19 protein-coding genes are annotated in these 21,453 nt (G+C 61.3%); 9 read left to right on the top strand and 10 right to left on the bottom strand.

Annotated features, from left to right (window positions below; genetic code table 11):
• Positions 1 to 3 precede the first annotated feature (3 nt).
• Genes GE543_RS12375 through GE543_RS12360 form a run of 4 tightly spaced genes read right to left on the bottom strand, consistent with a single transcriptional unit; the run spans position 4 to position 2,766 of the window.
• Positions 4 to 624 carry a hypothetical protein gene (locus GE543_RS12375; RefSeq protein ID WP_153221538.1) on the bottom strand — a complete coding sequence of 207 codons (621 nt, stop codon included), beginning with the start codon at positions 622 to 624 and terminating at the stop codon, positions 4 to 6.
• Complete coding sequence (locus tag GE543_RS12370; RefSeq protein WP_003412537.1) at positions 621 to 1,919, bottom strand: exo-alpha-sialidase; 1,299 nt, start codon at positions 1,917 to 1,919, stop codon at positions 621 to 623. The genes GE543_RS12375 and GE543_RS12370 overlap by 4 nt, the downstream gene beginning before the upstream one ends.
• Before the next feature lie 38 nt (positions 1,920 to 1,957).
• On the bottom strand, positions 1,958 to 2,503 hold the full coding sequence (locus tag GE543_RS12365; protein ID WP_153221537.1) for a cytochrome b/b6 domain-containing protein: 546 nt from the start codon (positions 2,501 to 2,503) through the stop codon (positions 1,958 to 1,960).
• On the bottom strand, positions 2,503 to 2,766 hold the full coding sequence (locus GE543_RS12360; RefSeq protein WP_003349279.1) for a PepSY domain-containing protein: 264 nt from the start codon (positions 2,764 to 2,766) through the stop codon (positions 2,503 to 2,505). Before GE543_RS12360 ends, GE543_RS12365 begins: the two co-directional genes overlap by 1 nt.
• A 167-nt stretch (positions 2,767 to 2,933) precedes the next feature.
• Here GE543_RS12360 and GE543_RS12355 point away from each other — a divergent pair, with 167 nt between their 5' ends.
• Positions 2,934 to 3,596, top strand: coding sequence for a response regulator (locus GE543_RS12355; RefSeq protein WP_003349281.1), 663 nt, complete (start codon positions 2,934 to 2,936; stop codon positions 3,594 to 3,596).
• Complete coding sequence (locus tag GE543_RS12350) at positions 3,593 to 4,966, top strand: sensor histidine kinase (protein WP_003314786.1); 1,374 nt, start codon at positions 3,593 to 3,595, stop codon at positions 4,964 to 4,966. Before GE543_RS12355 ends, GE543_RS12350 begins: the two co-directional genes overlap by 4 nt.
• A gap of 11 nt (positions 4,967 to 4,977) precedes the next feature.
• On the opposite strand, the gene GE543_RS12345 is transcribed toward GE543_RS12350, so the two are convergent.
• The gene (locus GE543_RS12345; protein WP_153221536.1) at positions 4,978 to 6,264 is read right to left on the bottom strand and encodes an FAD-binding oxidoreductase; all 1,287 of its coding nucleotides are present in this window, start codon (positions 6,262 to 6,264) and stop codon (positions 4,978 to 4,980) included.
• Positions 6,265 to 6,306: 42 nt separating this feature from the next.
• Positions 6,307 to 7,797 carry an aldehyde dehydrogenase family protein gene (locus GE543_RS12340; protein ID WP_046270696.1) on the bottom strand — a complete coding sequence of 497 codons (1,491 nt, stop codon included), beginning with the start codon at positions 7,795 to 7,797 and terminating at the stop codon, positions 6,307 to 6,309.
• Positions 7,798 to 8,052: 255 nt separating this feature from the next.
• Between GE543_RS12340 and GE543_RS12335 the strand changes: the two genes are divergently transcribed.
• The 4 genes from GE543_RS12335 (at position 8,053) to GE543_RS12320 (ending at position 12,737) form a co-directional block, all read left to right on the top strand.
• Complete coding sequence (locus GE543_RS12335; RefSeq protein WP_153221535.1) at positions 8,053 to 9,300, top strand: aspartate aminotransferase family protein; 1,248 nt, start codon at positions 8,053 to 8,055, stop codon at positions 9,298 to 9,300.
• 23 nt (positions 9,301 to 9,323) lie between these two features.
• On the top strand, positions 9,324 to 10,715 hold the full coding sequence (locus tag GE543_RS12330; RefSeq protein WP_153221534.1) for a VOC family protein: 1,392 nt from the start codon (positions 9,324 to 9,326) through the stop codon (positions 10,713 to 10,715).
• 330 nt (positions 10,716 to 11,045) lie between these two features.
• Complete coding sequence (locus GE543_RS27415; RefSeq protein WP_256664752.1) at positions 11,046 to 11,348, top strand: hypothetical protein; 303 nt, start codon at positions 11,046 to 11,048, stop codon at positions 11,346 to 11,348.
• 60 nt (positions 11,349 to 11,408) lie between these two features.
• On the top strand, positions 11,409 to 12,737 hold the full coding sequence (locus GE543_RS12320) for a DUF3100 domain-containing protein (protein ID WP_003412554.1): 1,329 nt from the start codon (positions 11,409 to 11,411) through the stop codon (positions 12,735 to 12,737).
• 25 nt (positions 12,738 to 12,762) lie between these two features.
• Here GE543_RS12320 and GE543_RS12315 read toward each other — a convergent pair whose 3' ends face one another.
• A complete protein-coding gene (locus GE543_RS12315) occupies positions 12,763 to 13,674 on the bottom strand; it encodes a LysR substrate-binding domain-containing protein (RefSeq protein WP_003314779.1) in 912 nt (303 codons plus the stop codon).
• A 129-nt stretch (positions 13,675 to 13,803) separates the two neighbouring features.
• Between GE543_RS12315 and GE543_RS12310 the strand changes: the two genes are divergently transcribed.
• Positions 13,804 to 15,180 carry an L-serine ammonia-lyase gene (locus GE543_RS12310; RefSeq protein ID WP_003349229.1) on the top strand — a complete coding sequence of 459 codons (1,377 nt, stop codon included), beginning with the start codon at positions 13,804 to 13,806 and terminating at the stop codon, positions 15,178 to 15,180.
• 139 nt (positions 15,181 to 15,319) lie between these two features.
• Here GE543_RS12310 and GE543_RS12305 read toward each other — a convergent pair whose 3' ends face one another.
• Genes GE543_RS12305 through GE543_RS12295 form a run of 3 tightly spaced genes read right to left on the bottom strand, consistent with a single transcriptional unit; the run spans position 15,320 to position 18,893 of the window.
• The gene (locus tag GE543_RS12305; RefSeq protein WP_003412556.1) at positions 15,320 to 16,477 is read right to left on the bottom strand and encodes a M20 aminoacylase family protein; all 1,158 of its coding nucleotides are present in this window, start codon (positions 16,475 to 16,477) and stop codon (positions 15,320 to 15,322) included.
• Positions 16,478 to 16,481: 4 nt separating this feature from the next.
• On the bottom strand, positions 16,482 to 17,999 hold the full coding sequence (locus GE543_RS12300; RefSeq protein WP_153221533.1) for an aldehyde dehydrogenase family protein: 1,518 nt from the start codon (positions 17,997 to 17,999) through the stop codon (positions 16,482 to 16,484).
• 3 nt (positions 18,000 to 18,002) lie between these two features.
• Positions 18,003 to 18,893 (bottom strand): NAD(P)-dependent oxidoreductase, encoded by an 891-nt coding sequence (locus GE543_RS12295; protein ID WP_046236504.1) that lies wholly within the window; start codon positions 18,891 to 18,893, stop codon positions 18,003 to 18,005.
• 161 nt (positions 18,894 to 19,054) lie between these two features.
• Here GE543_RS12295 and GE543_RS12290 point away from each other — a divergent pair, with 161 nt between their 5' ends.
• Positions 19,055 to 19,960: a LysR family transcriptional regulator gene (locus tag GE543_RS12290; RefSeq protein WP_003314770.1), complete on the top strand. Its 906-nt coding sequence runs from the start codon at positions 19,055 to 19,057 to the stop codon at positions 19,958 to 19,960.
• Positions 19,961 to 20,065: 105 nt separating this feature from the next.
• A complete protein-coding gene (locus tag GE543_RS12285; protein ID WP_153221532.1) occupies positions 20,066 to 21,301 on the top strand; it encodes a zinc-dependent alcohol dehydrogenase in 1,236 nt (411 codons plus the stop codon).
• Positions 21,302 to 21,453 lie beyond the last annotated feature (152 nt).

Genomic DNA, 21,453 nt, shown 5'->3' with positions numbered 1-21,453 from the left:
CCTCTAGACATTGCCGACAGACAGAGCGGCCGGACGGCGCGTCTCCATTGCACGGCGATAAACAAAACGGACAGCCAGGATCAGCAAGGCCCCACAACAGTAAAGGCCAAGCAGCGGATCGATCAGGTAATCCCAATAATTTTCCGATGGCTTGATGCGGAAAGTGAAGGCCAGCGTCGCAGCGCTGAGCATCACGGCGGCCAGCGCATTGCGCATAAAGACCAGTCCCAATGCGATGACAGCGACAATCATGATCATCGGCCTTGGGTTGTAGCCCCAGCGATACGGATCGAAATACGTCAGACCCAGCGTAGCCGGGTACAGGGTCAGTGCCAGCGCAGCGAACACCAACAGCATCACCCCGCGCCTGGACGCTGCCATCGGCTTGAGCACGCCCAAGCGCTGCAGGGTCAGCCAGCCCAGCAGCACCAGACTGCTGATGGCCAGGTCATCGGTCAGGCTACGGGCATAGGACGCCATCGACAGCCCGTCGATCGAGATCACACTCAAAAGCGAGGCGGCGGCCAGCAGTCCGCAGCGCCACCATAACGATGCGGTCAAGGGCGCCAACAGTACAAACAGGGTCCAGGCAAACGCCAGATGAGCCAATCCCAACGCGATCATAAAAGTTGCTCCGCCAGCCAGGCCTCGTTGAAGCTGACATGCTTGATGAAGGTGTTATTCCATGAGTAGACCAGGTGATACAGGCCGTCCGGGCTACGGATGAAGTACGGGTATTCGTATTCGAAGTCGCAGCCCTGGGGCGAGCAGACGCGTTGGTCAAGATTGCTCAGAAACGCCTCTTCCATCGGTTGACGCAGTGCGCCACTGGAACTGCGGAAGCCCTCGCCGATCACCTCCTTGTACGCCTCGAGGGTAAACGGCGTGCCCAGCGGGTCGGGCGACTTGTCAAAATCCATCAAGGGCCTCCAGACGTTCATCTCTTCATCAGTGCCGTACAGGCTGAGCTTGAAGCGCCCCTCGCGCAGGTCATTGAGCGCCACCAGCAGCCCTCTGCCCGGCACACCAACCGCAGCCAGCGAAGAATTGGGGTTGCTCGGGGTCAGCGGATACGGCTCGCTCCAGCTCTGCCCGCCGTCTTCGGTGCGGCTGGCCAGCACCCGGTGGAACGTCTCGCCGGCATAGCGCAACAAGGCCACGGCGCGCTGCTCATCCAAAGGCACCACGGTGGGCTGCAGGGAGTTGTTGCCACGGCTGATGCGAAACTTGTCGATCACTTCACCGTCGGCGCTCAGGTACAGGTATTCGGCAAACTTGCCGAGAAACTCATGATAGACCGGCAGGCCGATCGAACCGTCGGCATGAAACACCGGCGCGCCGCGCACCAGCGTACTGATGTTCAGAAACGGCGTCGTCACCAATTGCCACGGCGGTGACCAGCTGGCGCCCATGTCGCTGGAGACCATGGCGTTGACTGTACTGCCCGCCCAGCCGCCGACCGAGACTGAAACGTAGAACAGCCACAGGCGATTGTCCGGAGCCAGGGCGATCACCGGATTGCCCAGTTTGCGGATGTATTTACCGGTGCCCGACTGGGTGGACTCACGGGTTGCCAGCACCTGCTCGCCGCCCCACTCGCCACTGGCCGCATCGAAGCGCGAGGTGCGTATTTCAACGTCGCCCGCGCCTTCGCGAGAGCCGGCGAACCACACCGACATCAGATCGCCGCCGGGCAACGCCGTCACGGCTGAGGAATGCACGAAGTCGTCAAGGTCGGAAGACGCGAAACGCGAAATATACGACGCCTTGGGCGCCACGCTCTCAGCGCCAACTGGCGCGGGGCTGAGCGCAAAGGGCGCAATACGGTGCTGTGGATGGCTGAGCCACGCACTGAGAAAAATCGCCACAACAATCAGGCCTGCGCTCCATGCAGTCAGGTTTCGGGAAATAACACGCATCGGGAGGCATCACTGTAAAGAGGAACAAAGGTGTGGTTTCAGCGATGGCGATCTTCGGGCAACGGACGTCGCTTGCCTGTCAGCATCGACAAGGGCAGGTTGTCACGCACTTGAAAGCTTTCGAAGATGGCGGCGGCCATGTGCAGTACCACCAGGGCGCACAAGGTGTTGGCGAGAATTTCATGGATATCCTGCGGCCAGTCGGCGCCCCACAAGGCATCGACCTCTTCCATCAGAAAACCGGTCAGGCCCATGCAGAAGATCAGCACCATCATGAGTACCATGACCAGCGCGCCGAGCGGGGAATGGCCGAGCCGATGGATCGGCCGCCGGTCGATCAGCGAGCGCATGTGCGCACGCAGGCGCTCCGGATGTGGCCAGAAATCACTCCAGCGTGCGCTGCGAGGCCCGATGAATCCCCACACCACGCGCACCGCCAGCCAGGCAACCGCGTAATAGCCCAGCCAGATATGCCAGTCGCCCCCTGCTTCATTGAAGAAATAATTGGCAACGAAGACACCCGCGATCGAGACGTGAAACAGCCTGACCAGCGGGTCCCACAGGCGCAGGGAAAAACGGCTCATTACTTGGTCTCGGTCTTCACCGCTTTACCCGTCACCGGATCGTGATAGATCTCGACCTTGCGCTTGTCCTTGTCGAAACCATAGATTTCGTAGCAGTTGCCGTCAGTCACCTTGAATTTGCTGATCTCGTAACCCTGAGCCTTGAGCTGCTCCTGGAATTTGGCCTGATCCTGCCATTGGGACTTGTCAGCCGTGGTGCATTGCGGCCCGGCAAGTGCCAGCGGGCTGGCCAGACACAGGGAAATCAGCAGGACTTTACGCATGACAGATACTCGCAAGCAGTTAAGGAGCGCCTACTGTGCGAAACGAATCTTAGGAAAAGCTTAATACGTAATAGCTCGTAACATCTTCCCGGACACACGGCACTTCGCGCTGCTGCCTGCTGACGGCATCATGGCGCCCTTCTTCCCACACTCACCGGTCAAACCCTATGCGCCTGCTTCTCGTCGAGGATGATCGAGCCATTGGTCAAGGCATCCGCGTGGCCCTGAATACCGAGGGCTATACCCTCGACTGGCTGGAGGACGGGCTGAGCGCGCTGCACGCTTTGCGCAGCGAGCCATTCGACCTGTTGCTGCTCGACCTCGGATTGCCACGCATGGATGGCCTGGACCTGCTGCGCCAGTTGCGCGCTGAAGCACTCACCCTGCCGGTGCTGATCCTGACTGCACGCGACGGGACTGCCGACCGTATTGCCGGTCTGGATGCCGGTGCGGACGACTACCTGATCAAGCCATTCGATGTCGATGAACTGAAAGCCCGGGTCCGCGCCCTGCTCAGGCGCAGCCAGGGCCGTGCGCAACCGCTGCTGGAACACGCCGGCATCAGCCTCGATCCGGCGTCGCAACAGGTCAGTTTCCAGGGCAGCGAAGTACCGATGACGCCGATGGAGTATCAGTTGCTGCATCAACTGATGATCCGCCCCGGCAAGGTGGTTACCCGCGAGCGTTTGTCCAATACCCTGTACGGCTGGCAGGACAAGGTCGAAAGCAACACGCTGGAAGTGCTGATTCACAACCTGCGCAAGAAGCTGTCCACCGAGCTGATCCGTACCGTGCGCGGCGTCGGCTACCTGCTGGAGCTCAAGGCATGACCTCGGTACGCGCGCGCATTCTGATCCCGGTACTGATGCTGTTGCTGCTCGGCGACCTGACCATCAGCCTGCTCGCCCTGCGCGACAGCCATCACGAAATCGAAGAAGTCTACGATGCACAGCTGGCCCAGAGTGCACGCCTGCTACAAGGTGTGCTGCGTCAGCGCGCAGCGGGTGAGCAGGACCTCGACAAGCTGTATCAGGCGTTCGATCAGGCCATGAGCCGGGTCGGCACCAGCGGCGTGGCCCATCCCTACGAAACCCGGCTGACCTTTCAGGTCTGGCGAACTTCGGGCGAGCTGCTGGTGCGCTCGGCCGAAGCCCCGCTGCTCAGTGCACCTCCGGCAACCGAAGGCTCCCATGATCTGGTCGAGAACGGGCACGAGTGGTGCGGCTTTCTCCTCGCCGATCCACAGCAGGGTTTTCTGATCTGGGTGGGTGAGCGCGATGACGTGCGCCAGGACCTGATTCAGCGCATTGTCAGTCACACGCTGTGGCCGACGCTGATCGGTGTGCCGCTGCTGGTAGTGGCGATCTGGCTGGCTATCGGCTGGGGCCTGCGCCCGCTGCAAGCGATGGCCAGGGTCATCCGCAAGCGCGATGCCGAAAGCCTCGAACCGCTTGATGTAACGCCCCTGCCCAAAGAACTGGAGCCCATGCAGTACGCGCTCAACCGCCTGCTGACCCAGATCGAAAGTGTGCTGGAACGCGAGCGACGCTTCATCGCCGACGCGGCCCACGAACTGCGCACGCCGCTGACCATCCTGCGCATCCACGCGCAGAACGCGCGCCAGGCCGAAACCCCGGAGCAACGCCTGGAAGCACTGGATTTCCTCGTGCATGGCGTCGATCGCGCCGCCCGCCTGGCCAGTCAGTTATTGACCATGGCACGCCTGGAACCGCGCCTTGAAGTCAGCCAGTTACAGACCTTCGAGCTGAACACGCTGGTACGCGAGGAGATGGCCGAACTCACGCCGCTGGCCCTGGAGAAGCGCGTCGATCTGGTGTTCGAGGAAGGCGAGGATTGCGTGATCCGCAGCGACCCGGCAGCCATCACCATTGCCCTGCAGAACCTGCTGACCAATGCGCTGAATTTCGCCCCGACCGCCAGCGAGATACGCGTCGCCCTGCACACCCAGGAAGATGGCAGCGCGCACCTTTCAGTCGAAGACGCAGGGCCGGGTATCGACGAACAGCAGAAGGCGCGCCTGTTCGAACGTTTCTACAGTCAGGGTCACAGCAATGGCGCAGGGCTGGGGCTGGCGATCGTCGACATGATCGTGCGCAAACTGGAAAGCAGCCTGCACCTGCGCAACTCGGCGCAGGGCGGACTGTGTGCAGAGCTGCGCATCAAGAGCAGGACGAGCTGAACCCGCTCGGTTCAAAGCACCACGCGCAGGCATTGTCCGGCGTGATACAGGGTGAAACCCGTGTCGTAGGCCAGGCTGCGCAGCGAACTGCCCAAGACCTTTTTGCCGCTTGAGAAACTCATCGGCAGTGCAGTCGCATCGTTAGTCAGCAGGTAATCGGCAAAGCATTTGCCCACCAGTGTTCCGGTGGTCACCCCCCGGCCGTTGAAACCGGTCGCCGCCAGCAAGCCTGGCGCAGGTTCGAAGAGACGCAACAAGTGGTCCGGCGTGAAGCCGATGCGCCCGGTCCAGGTGCTCTGCCACTCGACCCGGCCCAGTTGCGGGAAGTAATGCTGCTGGACGCGATCCGCCCACTGACGAATGAACCACAGCGGATAATTGCCGGCGTTACCCAGGCTGCCCAGCAGCAGACGCCCATGGGCATCACGACGAATGTTGCTGAGCACCGTGCGCGTATCCCACGAACCCTGCCCGCCGCGCAGAATCTGCGCCTGCTCGGCACCGCTGAGTGGCTGCGAAGCGACCTGATAGTAGTAACCCGTGAAAATGTGATCCTTGATATCGGTCCACTCGCCTTCGGTGTAGGCATTGGACGCGATGATCACTTTCTCGGCGCTCACACTGCCCGCAGCAGTAGAGACCTTCCAGCCGTCAGCGGTGCGTTGCAAGCCGTTGACAGGAGAATCACCGAACACTTGCCCACCCTGCGCCACCACGTTGAGCGCCATGCCCGAGACATAGGCCATCGGGTTCACCGTGCCGGCGCGGTGATCGAGTAACGCACCGCTGACCTTGTCGGTGCCACAGGCGTCTTCGCAGGGTTTGCCGGTCAGTAATTCGACGTTGGCACCGCGCCGCTGCCACTGTGCGGCACGGCTGCGCAAGTCAGCCAGGCCCTTGGCGTTATGCGCCATGTGCAGGTTGCCGGTGCGCGTGTCCTGACAATCGATGCGGTACTGGTCGATGGTCGCGAACACCAGAGCCGGTGCCGCGCCCAATGCGCTATTCAGTCGGCTGGCCTCGACGCTGCCCAGTACCTTGTCCAACTGATCGGGCGCCACCCAGGTCCCGGCATTCACCAGACCGACGTTGCGTCCGGAACCGCCATGCCCGACCTGGTGCGCTTCGACCACACACACCGACTTGCCGCCTTCCAGCAAGCGCAACGCCGCCGACAGACCGGTAAACCCGGCGCCGATGATGCACACGTCGGCGCTCCGCTCGCCGCTCAGGGCCGGGCTGACCGGACGTTGCGGAGTCAATTGTTCCCACAGACAGCCTTCAGCAAACTGCACCATCGAAAAACTCCAGCAATGTCGGTAATAAGCGCCCGGTTCACATCAGTCGAACACGATGCCCTGAGCCAGCGGCAACTCGCGGGAATAGTTGACGGTGTTGGTCTGCCGGCGCATGTAGGCGCGCCACGAATCGGAGCCGGACTCGCGACCGCCACCGGTTTCCTTCTCGCCACCAAATGCCCCGCCGATTTCCGCACCGCTGGTGCCGATATTGACGTTGGCAATACCGCAATCGCTGCCCGCGGCGCTCTGAAAAGCCTCGGCCTCGCGCAGGTCGGTAGTGAAAATGCACGACGACAGGCCTTGCGGCACTTCGTTGTTCAGGCGCAGGGCCTCTTCGAAGTCGTCGTAGGCCAGCACGTAGAGAATCGGCGCGAAGGTTTCGTGACGCACGACGTCGCTCTGGCCAGGCATTTCGGCAATGGCCGGCGTGACGTAGTAGCCGTTCGGGTATTTGTCCTGCAACTGACGCTCGCCACCGAACACCTGCCCGCCTTCGTCGCGGGCCTTGGTCAGCGCGTTCTGCATGGCCGAAAACGCTTGCTGGTCGATCAGCGGACCGATCAGATTGCCTTCGCGCGGATCACCGACGCGCACCTTGGCGTAGGCTGCCTTGACGCGGGCGACCACTTCATCCTTGATCGAACGGTGCACAATCAGGCGGCGCAACGTAGTGCAACGCTGACCGGCGGTGCCTACCGCACTGAACAGAATGCCACGCACGGCCAGGTCCAGATCGGCGCTCGGGGCCAGAATCATCGCGTTGTTGCCACCCAGCTCCAGAATGCTGCGCCCGAAACGGGCGGCGACACGCGGACCGACTTCACGGCCCATGCGGGTGCTGCCGGTGGCGCTGATCAGTGGCACGCGCGGGTCATCGACCAGCGCTTCGCCGGCGTCACGATCACCGATCACCAATTGCGCCAGTGCTGCGGGCGCATCACCGAAAATCTTCAGCGCCTTGTCGAACAGCGCCTGACAGGCCAGTGCCGTCAGCGGGGTCTTTTCCGAAGGTTTCCAGATCACCGGGTTGCCGCAGACCAGCGCCAGCGTGGTGTTCCAGGCCCAGACCGCAACCGGGAAGTTGAACGCGCTGATCACGCCGACCACACCCAGCGGGTGCCAGGTTTCGCGCATGTGATGACCGGGACGCTCGGAGGCGATGGTCAGACCGTACAGCTGACGCGACAGACCAACGGCAAAGTCGCAGATGTCGATCATTTCCTGCACTTCACCCAGACCTTCCTGAGTGATCTTGCCGGCCTCGACCGACACCAGTTCGCCCAGATCAGCCTTGTGCTCACGCAGCACTTCACCAAAGATCCGCACCAGCTCGCCACGCCGTGGGGCCGGCACTGTGCGCCACTTCAGAAACGCGCTGTGGGCGCTGTCGATTCGCGCCACCACCTGTGCCTTGCCTTCAAGCGTGACCGAGGCAATCCGGCTGCCATCAATCGGGGTGTAAACCGGATAGTCCCCTTGTGTGTGGGCACTGCTCGCCACGCCCAGACGTGCTAGTAACTCGGCAACCATGTTGATTCTCCTGTCATGAAACCACGGTGGAAATCATCGATGACCTCAGTATCAAGCCACTAAGGGTCGGGCTACAAACGACGTTTTTGAAAAACATGATTCCTTTTAGGAATGAACTTCTGATCATTAGCAGCCAGAAAAGCCATTACATCGGGAATTATTGGAATGACCCGGTGATTTTATTTCGTTTGCGAGCGCTGCCCGATGTTTGTTTGGATAAGGCCATCATGATCACCCGGAGTCGGGGCCAGACCGATGAGCGAACACATCAGCGAATCCATTTCGTTTGTCCACAACATCACGCTGTCCCACGGCCGCAACGCTGAAGTCTGGGACACCGCCGGCAAACGCTACATCGACTTCGTCGGCGGCATCGGCGTGCTCAATCTGGGGCATTGCAACCCGCAGGTGGTCACGGCCATTCAGGATCAGGCAGCAAAGCTCACCCACTATTGCTTCAACGCCACGCCTCACGACCCGTACATCCGCTTCATGCAGCAGCTCACGCAGTTCGTGCCGGTCAGTTATCCCCTCAGCGGCATGCTCACCAACAGCGGTGCGGAAGCGGCCGAAAATGCGCTGAAGATTGTGCGTGGCGCCACCGGCCGCACGGCGGTCATCGCCTTCGACGGTGGCTTTCATGGCCGAACGCTGGCGACCCTGAACCTCAATGGCAAGGTAGCGCCCTATAAACAGAAAGTCGGCGTACTGCCCGGCCCGGTCTTTCACGTTCCGTTCCCCAGCAAGGACAATGGCGTGTCCACCGAGCAGGCACTCAAGGCCATGGACCGGCTGTTCAGCGTCGAGATCGACGTCAACGACGTGGGCTGCATCATCTTCGAACCGGTGCAGGGCGAAGGCGGTTTTCTGGCCATGCAGCCGGACTTTGCCCAGGCATTGCGAGCGTTCTGCGATAAGCACGGCATCGTGCTGATCGCCGATGAAATCCAGTCCGGCTTCGGCCGTACCGGGCAGCGTTTTGCGTTCAGTCGTCTGGGCATCGAGCCCGATCTGATTCTGCTGGGCAAAAGCATTGCGGGCGGCATCCCGCTGGGCGCCGTGGTAGGCCGCAAGCCGTTGCTGGACAACCTGCCCAAAGGCGGCCTGGGCGGCACCTATTCCGGCAACCCGATTGGCTGCGCAGCGGGCCTCGCGTCACTGGCGCAGATGACCGATGCCAACCTGTCCAGTTGGGGCGAGCAGCAGGAACACGCCATCGTTTCACGCTATGAAGCTTGGCAGGCGAGCAAACTGTCGCCGTATCTGGGCAGGCTGACCGGTGTTGGCTGCATGCGCGGTGTCGAATTGATCACGGCGGAGGGCGAACCCGGCACCCGACAGCTCGCCGAGCTGCTGAGCTCGGCCAGGGACGCCGGGCTGCTGCTGATGCCCAGCGGCAAGTCACGGCACATTATCCGCCTGCTGATACCGCTGACCATTGAGCCCGATGTGCTGCACGAAGGGCTGGATATTTTCGAGCGCTGCCTGGCAGCGCTGGCTTGAACCCGTACGGAGAAAACACCCTGATGAGCACAGCACGCTTTGCCGACCCGGATCAGATCCGCGCGGGTTTTTCTCGCGCCATGTCGCAGATGTACAAGCACGAAGTGCCGCTGTACGGCACGCTGATGGCGCTGGTGAGTGAAGTCAACGAACAGGTCATGAGCCATGACAGCAGTGTGCTGGACAGCCTGCGCCAGACCGGTGAAATCCAGCGCCTGGACATGGAACGGCACGGTGCGATCCGCGTCGGCACGGCACAGGAACTGGCCACCCTCGCCCGCCTGTTCGCGGTCATGGGCATGCAGCCGGTGGGTTACTACGACCTGAGCGCGGCCGGCGTGCCGGTTCACTCCACCGCCTTTCGCGCCGTGCATGAGCAGGCGCTGCAGGTCAGTCCGTTTCGCGTGTTCACCTCGTTGCTGCGTCTGGAGCTGATCGAAAGCGACGGCCTGCGTGAGTTCGCCAGTCAGGTGCTGGGCAAGCGCAGCATCTTCACGCCTGGCGCCCTGGCGTTGATCGACAAGCATGAGGCAGACGGCGGCTTGAGCGAAGCCGATGCGGCCGAGTTCATTCAGCAGGCGCTGGAAACCTTTCGCTGGCACAACACGGCGACCGTTTCGCTGGACGATTACCAGAAGCTGAACACTCAGCATCGCCTGATTGCTGATGTGGTGGCGTTTCGAGGTCCGCATATCAACCACCTGACGCCACGCACGCTGGACATCGATGCGGTTCAGGCCGGCATGCCTGGCAAGGGCATCACACCCAAGGCAGTGGTCGAAGGACCGCCGCGTCGTCATTGCCCGATTCTGCTGCGCCAGACCAGCTTCAAGGCGCTGGAAGAACCGATTGCCTTCATCGGCCAGGGTGGCAGGCAGTCGGGCAGCCACTCGGCACGCTTCGGCGAGATCGAACAGCGTGGCGCTGCCCTGACGCCCAAAGGCCGCGAGCTGTATGACCGGCTGCTGAACGAGGCCCGCGATACGCTGGGCGAGTTCCCCAATGAGGCGAATGCCGCGCGTTATGCCGGGCTGCTGGAAGAGACGTTCAAGGCGTTCCCGGACAGCCACGCTGAAATGCGCAGGCAGGGTCTGGCCTACTTCCGCTATTTCCCGACCGAGTCAGGCATTGCCGCGCGCGCATCCGGCAGTCTGGAGCAGCTTGTCGAAGCAGGTCATGTGCGCTTCGAGCCACTGGTGTACGAAGACTTTTTGCCGGTCAGTGCGGCGGGCATCTTCCAGTCCAATCTGGGCGATAACGCACAGGCGCATTACGCGACGAATTCGAATCAGCAGGATTTCGAACGGGCGCTGGGACGCGGGACGCTCAACGAACTGGACGTGTACGCCGACACCCAGCGGCGCTCACTGGAGGAATGCGCCAGGGCGCTGGAGCTGAGCAGTCCCGCCTACTAATTGGTGGGAGCTTGCTCGCGAAGACGATGTTTCAGGCGATGCTTTTTTGGCGCCCATACCGAATCTTTCGCGAACAAGTTCGCTCCTACGGCCTTCGGCCAGCATCAAACGCGCATTTGTGTATAACGATGAGCGCGCTGCGTCACATTCCCGGTTCGCTACCCCTTGGGCAAAAGGCCGTTTTGATTCTGCCCAACGGGCGTAGGAGCGGACTTGTCCGCGAAGGGGCCGCAAGCCTTCACGAGAATGTATCGCCTGAAACATCGTCTTCGCGAACAAGTTCGCTCCTACGGCCTTCGGCCAGAATCAAAAGCGGACTTGTGTATAACGATGAGCGCGCTGCGTCACATTCACGGGGCGTTCTGTGTTCTGTTTAAAGCAACGATAAATAAAATTCGCAATATTGGTGTGCAACCTCACGCTATGCATACTGCGATGGCGTGTGGACAGCAAAGTGCCGTATTCAAAGGCTCATCCCTTCAAATAGCGCACCCTGCGATCCCCGTGCAAAGGCTCGAAGCAGCCTGGGTCTGGATTACATTCAGACCTCATAAAAATACTTGGCCGGATAACGGTCTCCATGACTTCATGGAATTTTCAACGCTGCCCTGGCGCTTCACCGCGCCGACCTGAAAAACAGAATAACGATTGATAAGGCCTGAAAAAGGCCATTCAGCAGGCAAGGGGATCATCATGCAAAACTCACACGCTGCAGTGTCGGGTGACAATCAGGCCGTTTCATCGACGGTGAAACTGTATGTCTGGGCCGCCATTATCCTCATCATTGCCGAGATGATCGGTGCCATCAGTATCCCGCTGGGCCCCGGCAAGGTGGTGTTGTTGCCGATGGTGTGGGCGCTGCTGCTGGGCGCGATGATCGGCCTTGCCAGCCGCCGTATGCCAGGCACCATTGGCATCGATCACGGCACGCAATTGCGTTCGGCTTCCATCCTGCAACCTGCCCTGCTGCTGTTCATCGCCAAGCTCGGCCTGGTGGTCGGTGGCTCGCTGCCGGTGGTGTTCGCTTCCGGATGGGCGCTGATGTTTCAGGAGTTCGGCCACTTCGTCGGCACCGTGATGCTCGGTCTGCCGGTCGCACTGATGCTCGGTATCAAGCGCGAAGCCATCGGTGCGACCTTCTCGGTCGGCCGTGAGCCGAGCCTGGCAATCATCGGCGAGCGCTATGGCATGGACTCTCCTGAAGGTCGCGGCGTATTGGCCGAGTACCTGACGGGCACCCTGTTCGGCGCGCTGTTCATCGCCATTGTCGCCGGGTTTATCGCCAGCCTGGGGATCTTCCATCCCAACTCGCTGGCGATGGGCTCAGGCATCGGCTCGGGCAGCATGATGGCTGCCGCTGCCGGGGCGATTGCCGCGCAACAGACACCGGAAGTCGCCAAGGAAGTCATGACCCTGGCGGCAGCCTCGAACCTGATCACCACCACCATCGGCACCTACTTCACCCTGTTCATCTCCCTGCCACTGGCGGTCTGGGGCTATCGTGTGCTCGAGCCGCTGATCGGCCGCACCACCAAGGCGTCCATGAGCGAGGAAGGTCTGCGCCACAGCGACGTGTCGCTGGAGGTGCCGGAACTGGGCTGGTCGGGCAAGGTCAGTGCCTGGCTGGCGGCGGGTGCACTGGCGCTGATTGCCAACTATGTCGGCTACAAGACACTGTCAGGCGATGCCTTCACCGGCATGGGCATCATGATTTTCTGCGCCTTCGCGGGAGAGGTGCTGTGCAACCTGCTTCGCCGCAAGATCCCCGCAGTGTGCATGGTGTCACTGGTCGCGATGTTCCTGACCTCGCCAGCCTGCCCATGGGCCGCCGAAATTGCGCGGATCACCAGCTCGATCAACCTGCTGGCGGTCATTACCCCGATGCTGACCTTCGCCGGTCTGTCGATTGCCAAGGACCTCCCGGCCTTCCGCCGCCTGGGCTGGCGGATTGTGCTGGTGTCGTTCCTCGCCAACTTCGGTACGTTCATTGGCGCGGTATTGATCGCCGAGCTGTTCCATTGATCCGCACTGCCTGATTCGGCGCGAGTCAGCCCAGCGCCTCGTTCACCAGCCAGTCATGCACTGCGCGACGTGACGGGGTGCTGAGCGCCCCTTCGCGATAGGCCAGCACGTATTTCTTTCTGGCCTTGATCGGATGACCGAACGGCACGATCAGCAAGCCCTGCTCCAGTTCGTCGGTGATCAGCGCCTTGCGCGCAATGGCCACGCCCATGCCCATGCGCGCGGCGTCGATGGTCAGATGATTACGGTTGAACGTGTGGCCGCGACGCACGTCGATGCCATCGGCACCGATGGCCGTCAGGTAGAACTCCCACTCCGCGTATTCATAGCTGCCGCGCCAGGCGGTGATGTCGTGCAGCAACGGGAAGTGCACCAGCTGACTCGGCGTATCCAGCGGCGGCTTGCCCACCAGCAGGTCAGGCGAGCAGACCGCAAACAGCTCTTCCTCCAGCAAGGGCGTAGTCGACAACCCCGGATAGCTGCCGTCGTTCAGGTCGATGGCCAGATCGAAATCGTCATCACGCAACGACCCGCTGCTGTCCTCGGCAATGATCCGCAACTGGATGTCCGGAAACGCTGCCTGCAAGCGTGGCAGGCGCGGCATCAACCATTTGCTCAGGAATGATGGAATGCAGCGCAGCTTGAACACCCCGCCGATACGCCCGGAATACAGCAGGCGCAGTTCTTCGCTGATACGGCTTTGCACTTCGTTGGCGACCACCGCCAGACGCTGACCTTCAGCGGTCAGCTCAAGTCCGCGCCCGACCCGGTGAAACAGCGCAAAGCCCAGGCGCTCCTCAAGCTGGCGCATCTGCTGACTGATCGCGCCGGGGGTGACGTGCAATTCTTCCGCGCAGCGGGTGAAGGACAGGTGACGGGCCGCGCAGGCGAACACCTGGAGCCAGGCGTGCATCTGTGCGTTGAAGATTCTGCTCATTGAAGAGTTCCGCTAAAGCGTTGCATAGCAACAATCGTTTGTCGTTTCGACAGCCGAAGCCAAAGATGAGTAACAGAAAAAGGGGAATACCAAATTCCCGTGCATCATCTCACCTGAAGGACCTTCGTGATGGCTATCAGCGTCTTCGACATGTTCAAAATCGGCATCGGGCCGTCCAGTTCCCACACCGTCGGCCCTATGCGCGCCGGTGCGCTGTTCGTGACCGAGCTGCGCAATCACAACCGGTTGCACAGCGTAGAACGGATCGAGGTGCGATTGTACGGTTCTCTGTCGGCCACCGGCATCGGTCACGGCAGCGATCGCGCAACGGTCATGGGCCTGATGGGTGAGTGGCCTGACCAGATCGACCCTAGCCAGGTCAACCAGCGCATTGATGCGCTGCGTGCCGATAACCAGCTGATGCTGGCGGGCGAACAGGCCATCACCTTCGTCTGGGAGCGGGACATGTGCCTGCTCGATGAAAGCCTCCCCTACCACCCCAACGGCATGACCCTGTGTGCCTACGGCAAGAACGGCGAACTCCACGAGCAGACCTATTATTCGGTGGGCGGCGGTTTTGTGATCGACGCTGAACAGGCCGCCAGCGGCGTGCTGGACAACGACACAACCGTCCTGCCCTATGATTTTTTCAGTGGCGCGCAGTTGCTCAAGCTGTGCAAGACCCACGGCATGAGCATTTCCGAACTGATGATGGCCAACGAAAAGGTCTGGCGCAGCGAGGAAGAAATCCGCGAGAAAATCATGGTGATCTGGGCCGCGATGCGCGCCTGTGTCGACAAGGGTCTGGTGGAAACCGGCATCCTGCCCGGTGGCCTGAACGTGCGGCGACGTGCCTACCGCCTGCATCAGAATCTGCAGAACCTGGACAACCCCAACGTGATCGGCTCGACCCTGAGCGCCATGGAATGGGTCAACCTGTTCGCCCTCGCGGTCAACGAAGAAAACGCCGCAGGCGGGCGCATGGTGACGGCGCCCACCAACGGCGCGGCTGGCATCGTGCCCGCCGTGCTGCACTACTTCATGAAATTCAAACCCACGGCCAATGACGATGACGTGGTGCGCTTTTTCCTGAGCGCCGCTGCAGTCGGCATTCTGTGCAAGAAAAACGCTTCGATTTCCGGTGCCGAAGTCGGTTGTCAGGGTGAGGTAGGATCGGCCTGCGCGATGGCCGCCGCGGGCCTGGCAGAGATCCTCGGCGCGACGCCCGAGCAGGTAGAGAACGCTGCGGAGATTGGCCTGGAACATAATCTGGGGCTGACCTGCGACCCGGTCGGCGGGCTGGTGCAGATCCCCTGCATCGAGCGCAATGCGATTGCTGCCGTGAAAGCCATCAATGCCGCCCAGATGGCCCTGCGCGGCGACGGCGAGCACCACATCTCGCTGGACCACGCCATCCGCACCATGCGCGACACCGGCGCCGACATGCACGACAAATACAAGGAAACCTCACGCGGCGGCCTGGCGGTCAACCTGATCGAGTGCTGACAGGCACTCATCGGCGTCGCGACGTATTCGAGAGCGTCAGGGACGGTACATTTCCTGCGGATGTACCGTCCTTTTCGCGAACCGGTTAGCTCTATGGCCTACGGCCAGAATCAAAGGCTGGCGTGAGCGCGCGAGCCATTCAAGCCACCGGCAAACACTGCTCCACCAGCGAGGTCCACACCGCGACACCGGGTTCGATGACCTGGTCGTTGAAGTCGTAGTACGGGTTGTGCAACGCCGCCGACGGCTTCTCGCCGTCGACGCCCATCCAGATGTAGGCTCCCGGACAGGCGTGCAGCATGAAGGCGAAGTCTTCGGAGGCCATCGACGGGTTGCAGCCCCACTGCACGTTGGCCTCGCCCACTGCGGCGACTGCTGCACGACGGATCGTGGCTGCTGCTTCGACGTGGTTTTCGGTCACCGGGTAGCCGACGTTGTAGACCAGCTCACCGCGCACGCCGAAGGCCGTCGGCAAACGCTCGACGAACTCGCCGATCAGGCGCTGAACCTTTTCCCGCACAGGGGTTTGCAGGCAACGCACGGTGCCGCGCAGCGTGGCGGTTTCCGGGATCACGTTGATCGCCTCGCCGGCATTGAACTGAGTGATGCTGACCACCGCCGAATCGAGTGGCGACAGGCGCCGGGAGACGATGGTTTGCAGCCCCAGGACCAGTTCGGCCGCGGCCACGATCGGATCGTTGCCCTTGTCCGGCATGGCTGCGTGGCTGCCCTTGCCGGTCAGGATGATTTCAAAAGTGTCGAGCGACGCCATCATCGGCCCCGGATTGATCACCACCTTCCCCGCAGGCACACCCGGCCAGTTGTGCAGGCCGTAGATGGCTTCCATCGGAAAGCGCTCGAACAGCCCGTCTTCGATCATTCGCTGTGCGCCGCCGAGGTTCTCCTCGGCAGGCTGGAAGACGAAATGCACCGTGCCGCGAAAGCGTCGAGTCTCGGCCAGATGCCTGGCGGTGGCCAGCAGGATCGCGGTATGGCCATCGTGACCGCAGGCGTGCATGCAGCCCTTGTGGGTCGACTTGTGAACGCTGTCGCCCAACTCCTGAATCGGCAAGGCATCCATGTCGGCACGCAGGCCGATGGTCGGGCCGTCGCCGTTACGCAGGGTGCCGACCACGCCAGTGCCGCCCAGACCACGGTGAATCTCGATGCCGAAACTGCTCAGCAGCTCTGCCACCTTGTCGGAGGTTTTCAGCTCCTGGAACCCCAGTTCCGGCGCGGCATGAAGGGTGCGGCGCCACACGGTTGCTTCGTCAATCAACGTCTTTGAAATGGACATGTGCTTACTCCAGACTCGCGCCGTAGCCAAAGCTGGCGGCTGGCTTGGCGGCGGTTTCGACCCAGACGCTTTTCACTTCACTGTACTCGCGCAGGGCATCCAGACCGGAAGACCGGCCATAACCACTCTCACCATAGCCGCCGAACGGCGAACTGACGTGAATAGTCTTGTAACCGTTGACCCAGAAGGTCCCGGCACGCACTTGTCTGGCAACGCGGTGAGCGCGGCCGACATCGCGGGTCCAGACACCACCGGCCAGGCCGAAACGGCTGTCGTTGGCGATGCGGATCGCATCTTCTTCGTCCTTGAATGGAATCGCCACCACCACCGGGCCGAAGATTTCTTCCTGCGCGCAATAGAGCTCGTTTGAGCCTGCCAGAACGGTCGGGTTGATGTAGTAACCGGGCTTTTCCGGGATCGGATCAGCATGCTCGCCCACCAGCTTCGCGCCGTCTTTGAGCGCCTGCTCGACCATGTTTTTCACATGGCTGTATTGCTTGGCGTTGTTGATCGGGCCGATCTGGGTTTCAGGGTCGCTCGGATCACCAACCTTGAACTGCGTCGCAGCCACCGCCAGAGCATTGGTGAACTTCTCGAAGATCGACTCCTGCACCAGCAGCCGCGAACCGGAAACACAGCTCTGCCCGGCACCGGAGAAGATTGCAGCCTGGGCACCGCGCAAGGCGACTTCCAGATCGGCGTCGTCGAACACAATGTTGGCCGACTTGCCGCCCAGTTCCAGCACCGCAGGAATGCAACGCTGCGCTGCCGCCACGGCGATGTGCCGGCCAGTGGCTGGCGAGCCGACGAACACCACCTTGCGAATGTCAGCCTTGGCAATGAACGCCTGGCCGATGGAATGACCGAAACCGGCAATCACGTTGACCAGCCCTTTCGGCACGCCGGCACGTTCGATCAGCACGCCGACCATCAGCGAGCTGAGCGGGGTCAGTTCCGACGGCTTGAGAATGACCGCGTTGCCCGCTGCAATCGCCGGGGCGATCTGCCAGCCACAGGTGAAGATCGGCGCATTCCAGGGCGTAATCTGCAACACCGTGCCCAGTGGTTCGTAGGTCACGTAGTTCAGGTGCGTGGTCGGCACCGGGATGATTTCGCCGTGCAGCTTGTCCGCCCAGCCTGCGTAATACTCGAACATCTCGGCCACTTTGAGCACTTCGACACGGGCATCGCGGATCGGCTTGTTGGCGGTCAGGGATTCGATCTGCGCGAGGTTTTCCAGCTCGTCACGAATCAGATTGCCCACCTGATACATGGCGCGGCCACGTGCCTGAGCGGTCAGTGCCCACCATTGTTGTTGCGCAGCTTTTGCGGCCTTGTCGGCCACTTCGACCAACGACTCGTCGGCGTCCGGGAAACTCAGCAGCAGGCTGTCGTCATGGGCATTGCGCACTTCGACGGGCGCGCCGTGGCCTTCGATGAACTGGCCGCCGACGTAGCTGGCGATGACACTGCGATCGCCCCAGTAAGGACGCATCAGTTCGAGGATTCTTGCAGTGCTCATCGCTTATTCTCCATGACCGTAAAGTTTGCCATCGGTGCGTTGCACGATGGCGCAGAAGTCTTCGTTGTCCGCCAGGGTTTCACTGCTGGCCTGCCACAATTGTGCGACGACGCGCGACAGCGGCAGGTCCATGTCCAGGCTGTCCGCCAGATCGCTGGCCAGGCCGACGTCCTTGCGCATCAGGCCCATGGTGAAACCGGAGTCATACGCCTTGTTGAGTACCCAGGTCGGGAACATCACTTGCGTGGCACCGCTGCGTCCGGAACCGGCATTCAGGCCCTGTAGAAGTTTTTCCGGATCGACCCCTGCGCGCGCGGCCATCGCCACGGCTTCGGCAGTGCTGATCAGGTGACAGGCGGCGAGCATGTTGTTGGCGATCTTGGCGACGTTGCCTGCGCCACATTGCCCGACGTGTACGCGTGTCCCGCTCATGCCTTCCAGGACCGGCATGGCGCGCGCCAGGTCAGCGTCCTCGGCACCGATCACCATCGACATGGTGCCGGTAGCAGCGCCTTTCGGGCCGCCAGACACCGGCGCATCGATGAATGCGATGCCGTTCCTCGCCAGTTCGGCGGCGACCTTGCGGCTCATTTCCGGCGTCGACGTCGTGGTATCGACGACAATAAGGCCCTTGCGCCCCACCTCGTTGATGCCGCCCGCGCCGAGGCACACCGATTCCACGTGCTCGGCCTTGGGCAGCGAGAGGATCAGAATGTCCACGCCCTGAATCAGTTGCGTGCGGTCGGCAACCGGCTTGACGCCCTTGCTTTCGGCCTGGGCCAGCGCGGCCTGCGACAGGTCGAAGCCGCTGACATCAAAGCCCTTGCCCGCCAGCGTGGCAGCCATACCGCCGCCCATGTTGCCCAATCCGATCACACCTGCTTTCAAAGTCATGTCTGCATCCCGATCAAAGATTTTGTACGAATTAGAGGATGACGCTACGAGCCCTATCGGCCTGCAATGCGCTGATGATTCGAGTATGGACAGCGCTCTCCCCTCTCAGCAATAATCCAAAAATCGAATTTATGTTGCCTTTAGCGCAACACTGGAAGCCCATGAGCCTCGTTCAAGATCGACGCATCCTGTATTTTTTCGAAGCCGTACGATTGGGCAGCGTCCGGGCTGCCGCCGACTTCCTCAACGTTGCGCCTTCGGCGGTGAGCCGCCAGATCGCACAACTGGAACAGGAGCTGGGCTCTCCCCTGCTGGAGCGTCATCGACGTGGCGTCAAACCGACCGAGGCGGGCGACAAGGTGCTGGCCTACTACCGCCAGCGATTGACGCAGCAGGAGGTTTTGCTGGATTCGATTCAGGCCCTGAAAGGCCTGCACAGCGGCTCGGTGACGCTGGTCTCCGGGGAGGGTTTTCTGGAAAGTCTCGCGCAGCCGCTGGCCCGGTTTTCCGAGCTGTACCCCAGGATCGAACTGATCGTGAACGTCTGTGGCAGCAACGAAGTGATTCGCCAGGTGGTCGAGGATGAAGCGCACATCGGTCTGGTCTTCAACCCGGCTGCCGATCCGAAAATCCGCTCGCATGCGCATCAGCGTCAACCGGTCTGTGTGATCACCGCGCCAGATCATCCACTGGCCGAAGAACCTGGCCCGATACAGCTGCGGGCACTTGAAGACTACCGTGTCGCCCTGCCTGCCGTGTCTTACGGTATCCGCCAGATCCTGCTGCAAGCCGAGCACCAGTTGGGCATCACCGTGCAGCCGACGCTGACCTGCAGCACCTTCGCGATGCTCAAGCATTTCGCCATGCAGGGTGGCGTGACGTTGCTGCCGACCTTTGTCGTGGAGGAAGAAATAAAGGCCGGAAGATTGCGTGCCCTGCCCTTGCAGCATGAGGTGTTCAGCAGCCCGCAGACTCACCTGATCAGCCGATTGGGCCGTCAACTGAGTGTCGGCGCCAATCGCCTGATGGGCATGCTGTTGCAGGATATGACAGCATTCCGCAACTGACCTACCGTTAGTCCCCACGTCAAGCAATCGCGCTGAACCAACAAAAACCTCATGGTTCATCTTCAGTAACGGATCGGAATTTTCTGCTGCCACTGAGGATTAACCATGAGAGCTTTGACTTACCACGGCGCGAACAGTGTGAAGGTCGATACAGTGCCGGACCCTGTCATCGAGCATGCAGATGACATCATTCTGCGCGTCACGGCGACCGCTATCTGCGGTTCCGACCTGCACTTGTATCGCGGCAAAATCCCTACGGTTGAACACGGCGACATTTTTGGTCACGAGTTCATGGGCGTCGTGGAAGAAACCGGCTCGGCGGTCACGGCTGTGGCCAAAGGTGATCGCGTGGTGATCCCGTTTGTCATCGCCTGCGGCAGCTGCTTTTTCTGCAACCTCGACCAGTTCGCGGCCTGCGAAACCACCAATACCGGACGTGGCGCGATCCTCAACAAAAAGTCGATTCCACCAGGAGCGGCGCTGTTCGGCTTCAGCCATCTGTACGGCGGCGTCCCGGGCGGTCAGGCTGAATACGTGCGAGTGCCCAAGGCCAACGTCGGCCCGTTCAAGGTGCCGGGCACGCTGGCTGACGAGAAGGTTCTGTTCCTCTCCGATATTCTTCCCACCGCCTGGCAGGCTGTACTCAACGCCGGGATTGGCCAGGGCTCGACGGTTGCCATTTATGGGGCTGGCCCGGTCGGCCTGATGAGCGCAGCGTGCGCAAAAATGCTCGGCGCGGAGAAGATCTTCATGGTCGATCACCACCCGTATCGTCTGGCTTATGCGCAGAAAACCTACGGCGTGATCCCGATCAATTTCGATGAAGACGATGACCCGGCCGACACGATCATTCGCCAGACTGCCGGCAAGCGCGGTGTGGATGGGGTAGTGGACGCGGTGGGTTTCGAGGCCAAGGGCAGCACCACTGAAACCATTCTGGCCACGCTGAAACTGGAAGGCAGCAGTGGCAAGGCGTTGCGTCAGTGCATCGCGGCGGTAAGACGCGGTGGCGTAGTCAGTGTGCCGGGGGTTTATGCCGGGTTCATCCACGGCTTCATGTTCGGCGATGCGTTCGACAAGGGCCTGACCTTCAAAATGGGCCAGACCCACGTGCATCGCTTCATGCCTGAATTGCTGGAGCATATCGAGGCCGGCCGCCTGGAACCCGAAGCCATCATCACGCACCGGATGTCACTGGAAGATGCGGCGAAGGGCTACAAGCTGTTCGACAAGAAGGAAGAGGATTGCCGCAAGGTCATCCTGACGCCTGGCAACAACACCATTGTGGTGCCGCACGACGCAACTGAAGCCCTGGTCGGGGGTGGCGTGCCGGCTATGTAAGGTACGGGTTCGCCTTTGATTCTGGCCTAAGGCCGCAGGAGCGAACGTGTTCGGGAACGGTATTGCAGACGATGTATGTTCATCGTTCATACCGCCCCCTTCGCGAACAAGTTCGCGAACGGTATTGCAGACGATGTATGTTCATCGTTCAT

The sequence above is a fragment of the Pseudomonas sp. SZ57 genome, from assembly GCF_009495975.1.
Taxonomy (GTDB): domain Bacteria; phylum Pseudomonadota; class Gammaproteobacteria; order Pseudomonadales; family Pseudomonadaceae; genus Aquipseudomonas; species Aquipseudomonas syringae.
This window is presented reverse-complemented; position numbering and strand designations above follow the sequence as displayed.

Coding starts and splice junctions, on each gene's coding strand:
- GE543_RS12375 (WP_153221538.1), bottom strand. CDS start 624: ATGATCGCGTTGGGATTGGCTCATCTGGCGTTTGCCTGGACCCTGTTT.
- GE543_RS12370 (WP_003412537.1), bottom strand. CDS start 1,919: ATGCGTGTTATTTCCCGAAACCTGACTGCATGGAGCGCAGGCCTGATT.
- GE543_RS12365 (WP_153221537.1), bottom strand. CDS start 2,503: ATGAGCCGTTTTTCCCTGCGCCTGTGGGACCCGCTGGTCAGGCTGTTT.
- GE543_RS12360 (WP_003349279.1), bottom strand. CDS start 2,766: ATGCGTAAAGTCCTGCTGATTTCCCTGTGTCTGGCCAGCCCGCTGGCA.
- GE543_RS12355 (WP_003349281.1), top strand. CDS start 2,934: ATGCGCCTGCTTCTCGTCGAGGATGATCGAGCCATTGGTCAAGGCATC.
- GE543_RS12350 (WP_003314786.1), top strand. CDS start 3,593: ATGACCTCGGTACGCGCGCGCATTCTGATCCCGGTACTGATGCTGTTG.
- GE543_RS12345 (WP_153221536.1), bottom strand. CDS start 6,264: ATGGTGCAGTTTGCTGAAGGCTGTCTGTGGGAACAATTGACTCCGCAA.
- GE543_RS12340 (WP_046270696.1), bottom strand. CDS start 7,797: ATGGTTGCCGAGTTACTAGCACGTCTGGGCGTGGCGAGCAGTGCCCAC.
- GE543_RS12335 (WP_153221535.1), top strand. CDS start 8,053: ATGAGCGAACACATCAGCGAATCCATTTCGTTTGTCCACAACATCACG.
- GE543_RS12330 (WP_153221534.1), top strand. CDS start 9,324: ATGAGCACAGCACGCTTTGCCGACCCGGATCAGATCCGCGCGGGTTTT.
- GE543_RS27415 (WP_256664752.1), top strand. CDS start 11,046: ATGAGCGCGCTGCGTCACATTCACGGGGCGTTCTGTGTTCTGTTTAAA.
- GE543_RS12320 (WP_003412554.1), top strand. CDS start 11,409: ATGCAAAACTCACACGCTGCAGTGTCGGGTGACAATCAGGCCGTTTCA.
- GE543_RS12315 (WP_003314779.1), bottom strand. CDS start 13,674: ATGAGCAGAATCTTCAACGCACAGATGCACGCCTGGCTCCAGGTGTTC.
- GE543_RS12310 (WP_003349229.1), top strand. CDS start 13,804: ATGGCTATCAGCGTCTTCGACATGTTCAAAATCGGCATCGGGCCGTCC.
- GE543_RS12305 (WP_003412556.1), bottom strand. CDS start 16,477: ATGTCCATTTCAAAGACGTTGATTGACGAAGCAACCGTGTGGCGCCGC.
- GE543_RS12300 (WP_153221533.1), bottom strand. CDS start 17,999: ATGAGCACTGCAAGAATCCTCGAACTGATGCGTCCTTACTGGGGCGAT.
- GE543_RS12295 (WP_046236504.1), bottom strand. CDS start 18,893: ATGACTTTGAAAGCAGGTGTGATCGGATTGGGCAACATGGGCGGCGGT.
- GE543_RS12290 (WP_003314770.1), top strand. CDS start 19,055: ATGAGCCTCGTTCAAGATCGACGCATCCTGTATTTTTTCGAAGCCGTA.
- GE543_RS12285 (WP_153221532.1), top strand. CDS start 20,066: ATGAGAGCTTTGACTTACCACGGCGCGAACAGTGTGAAGGTCGATACA.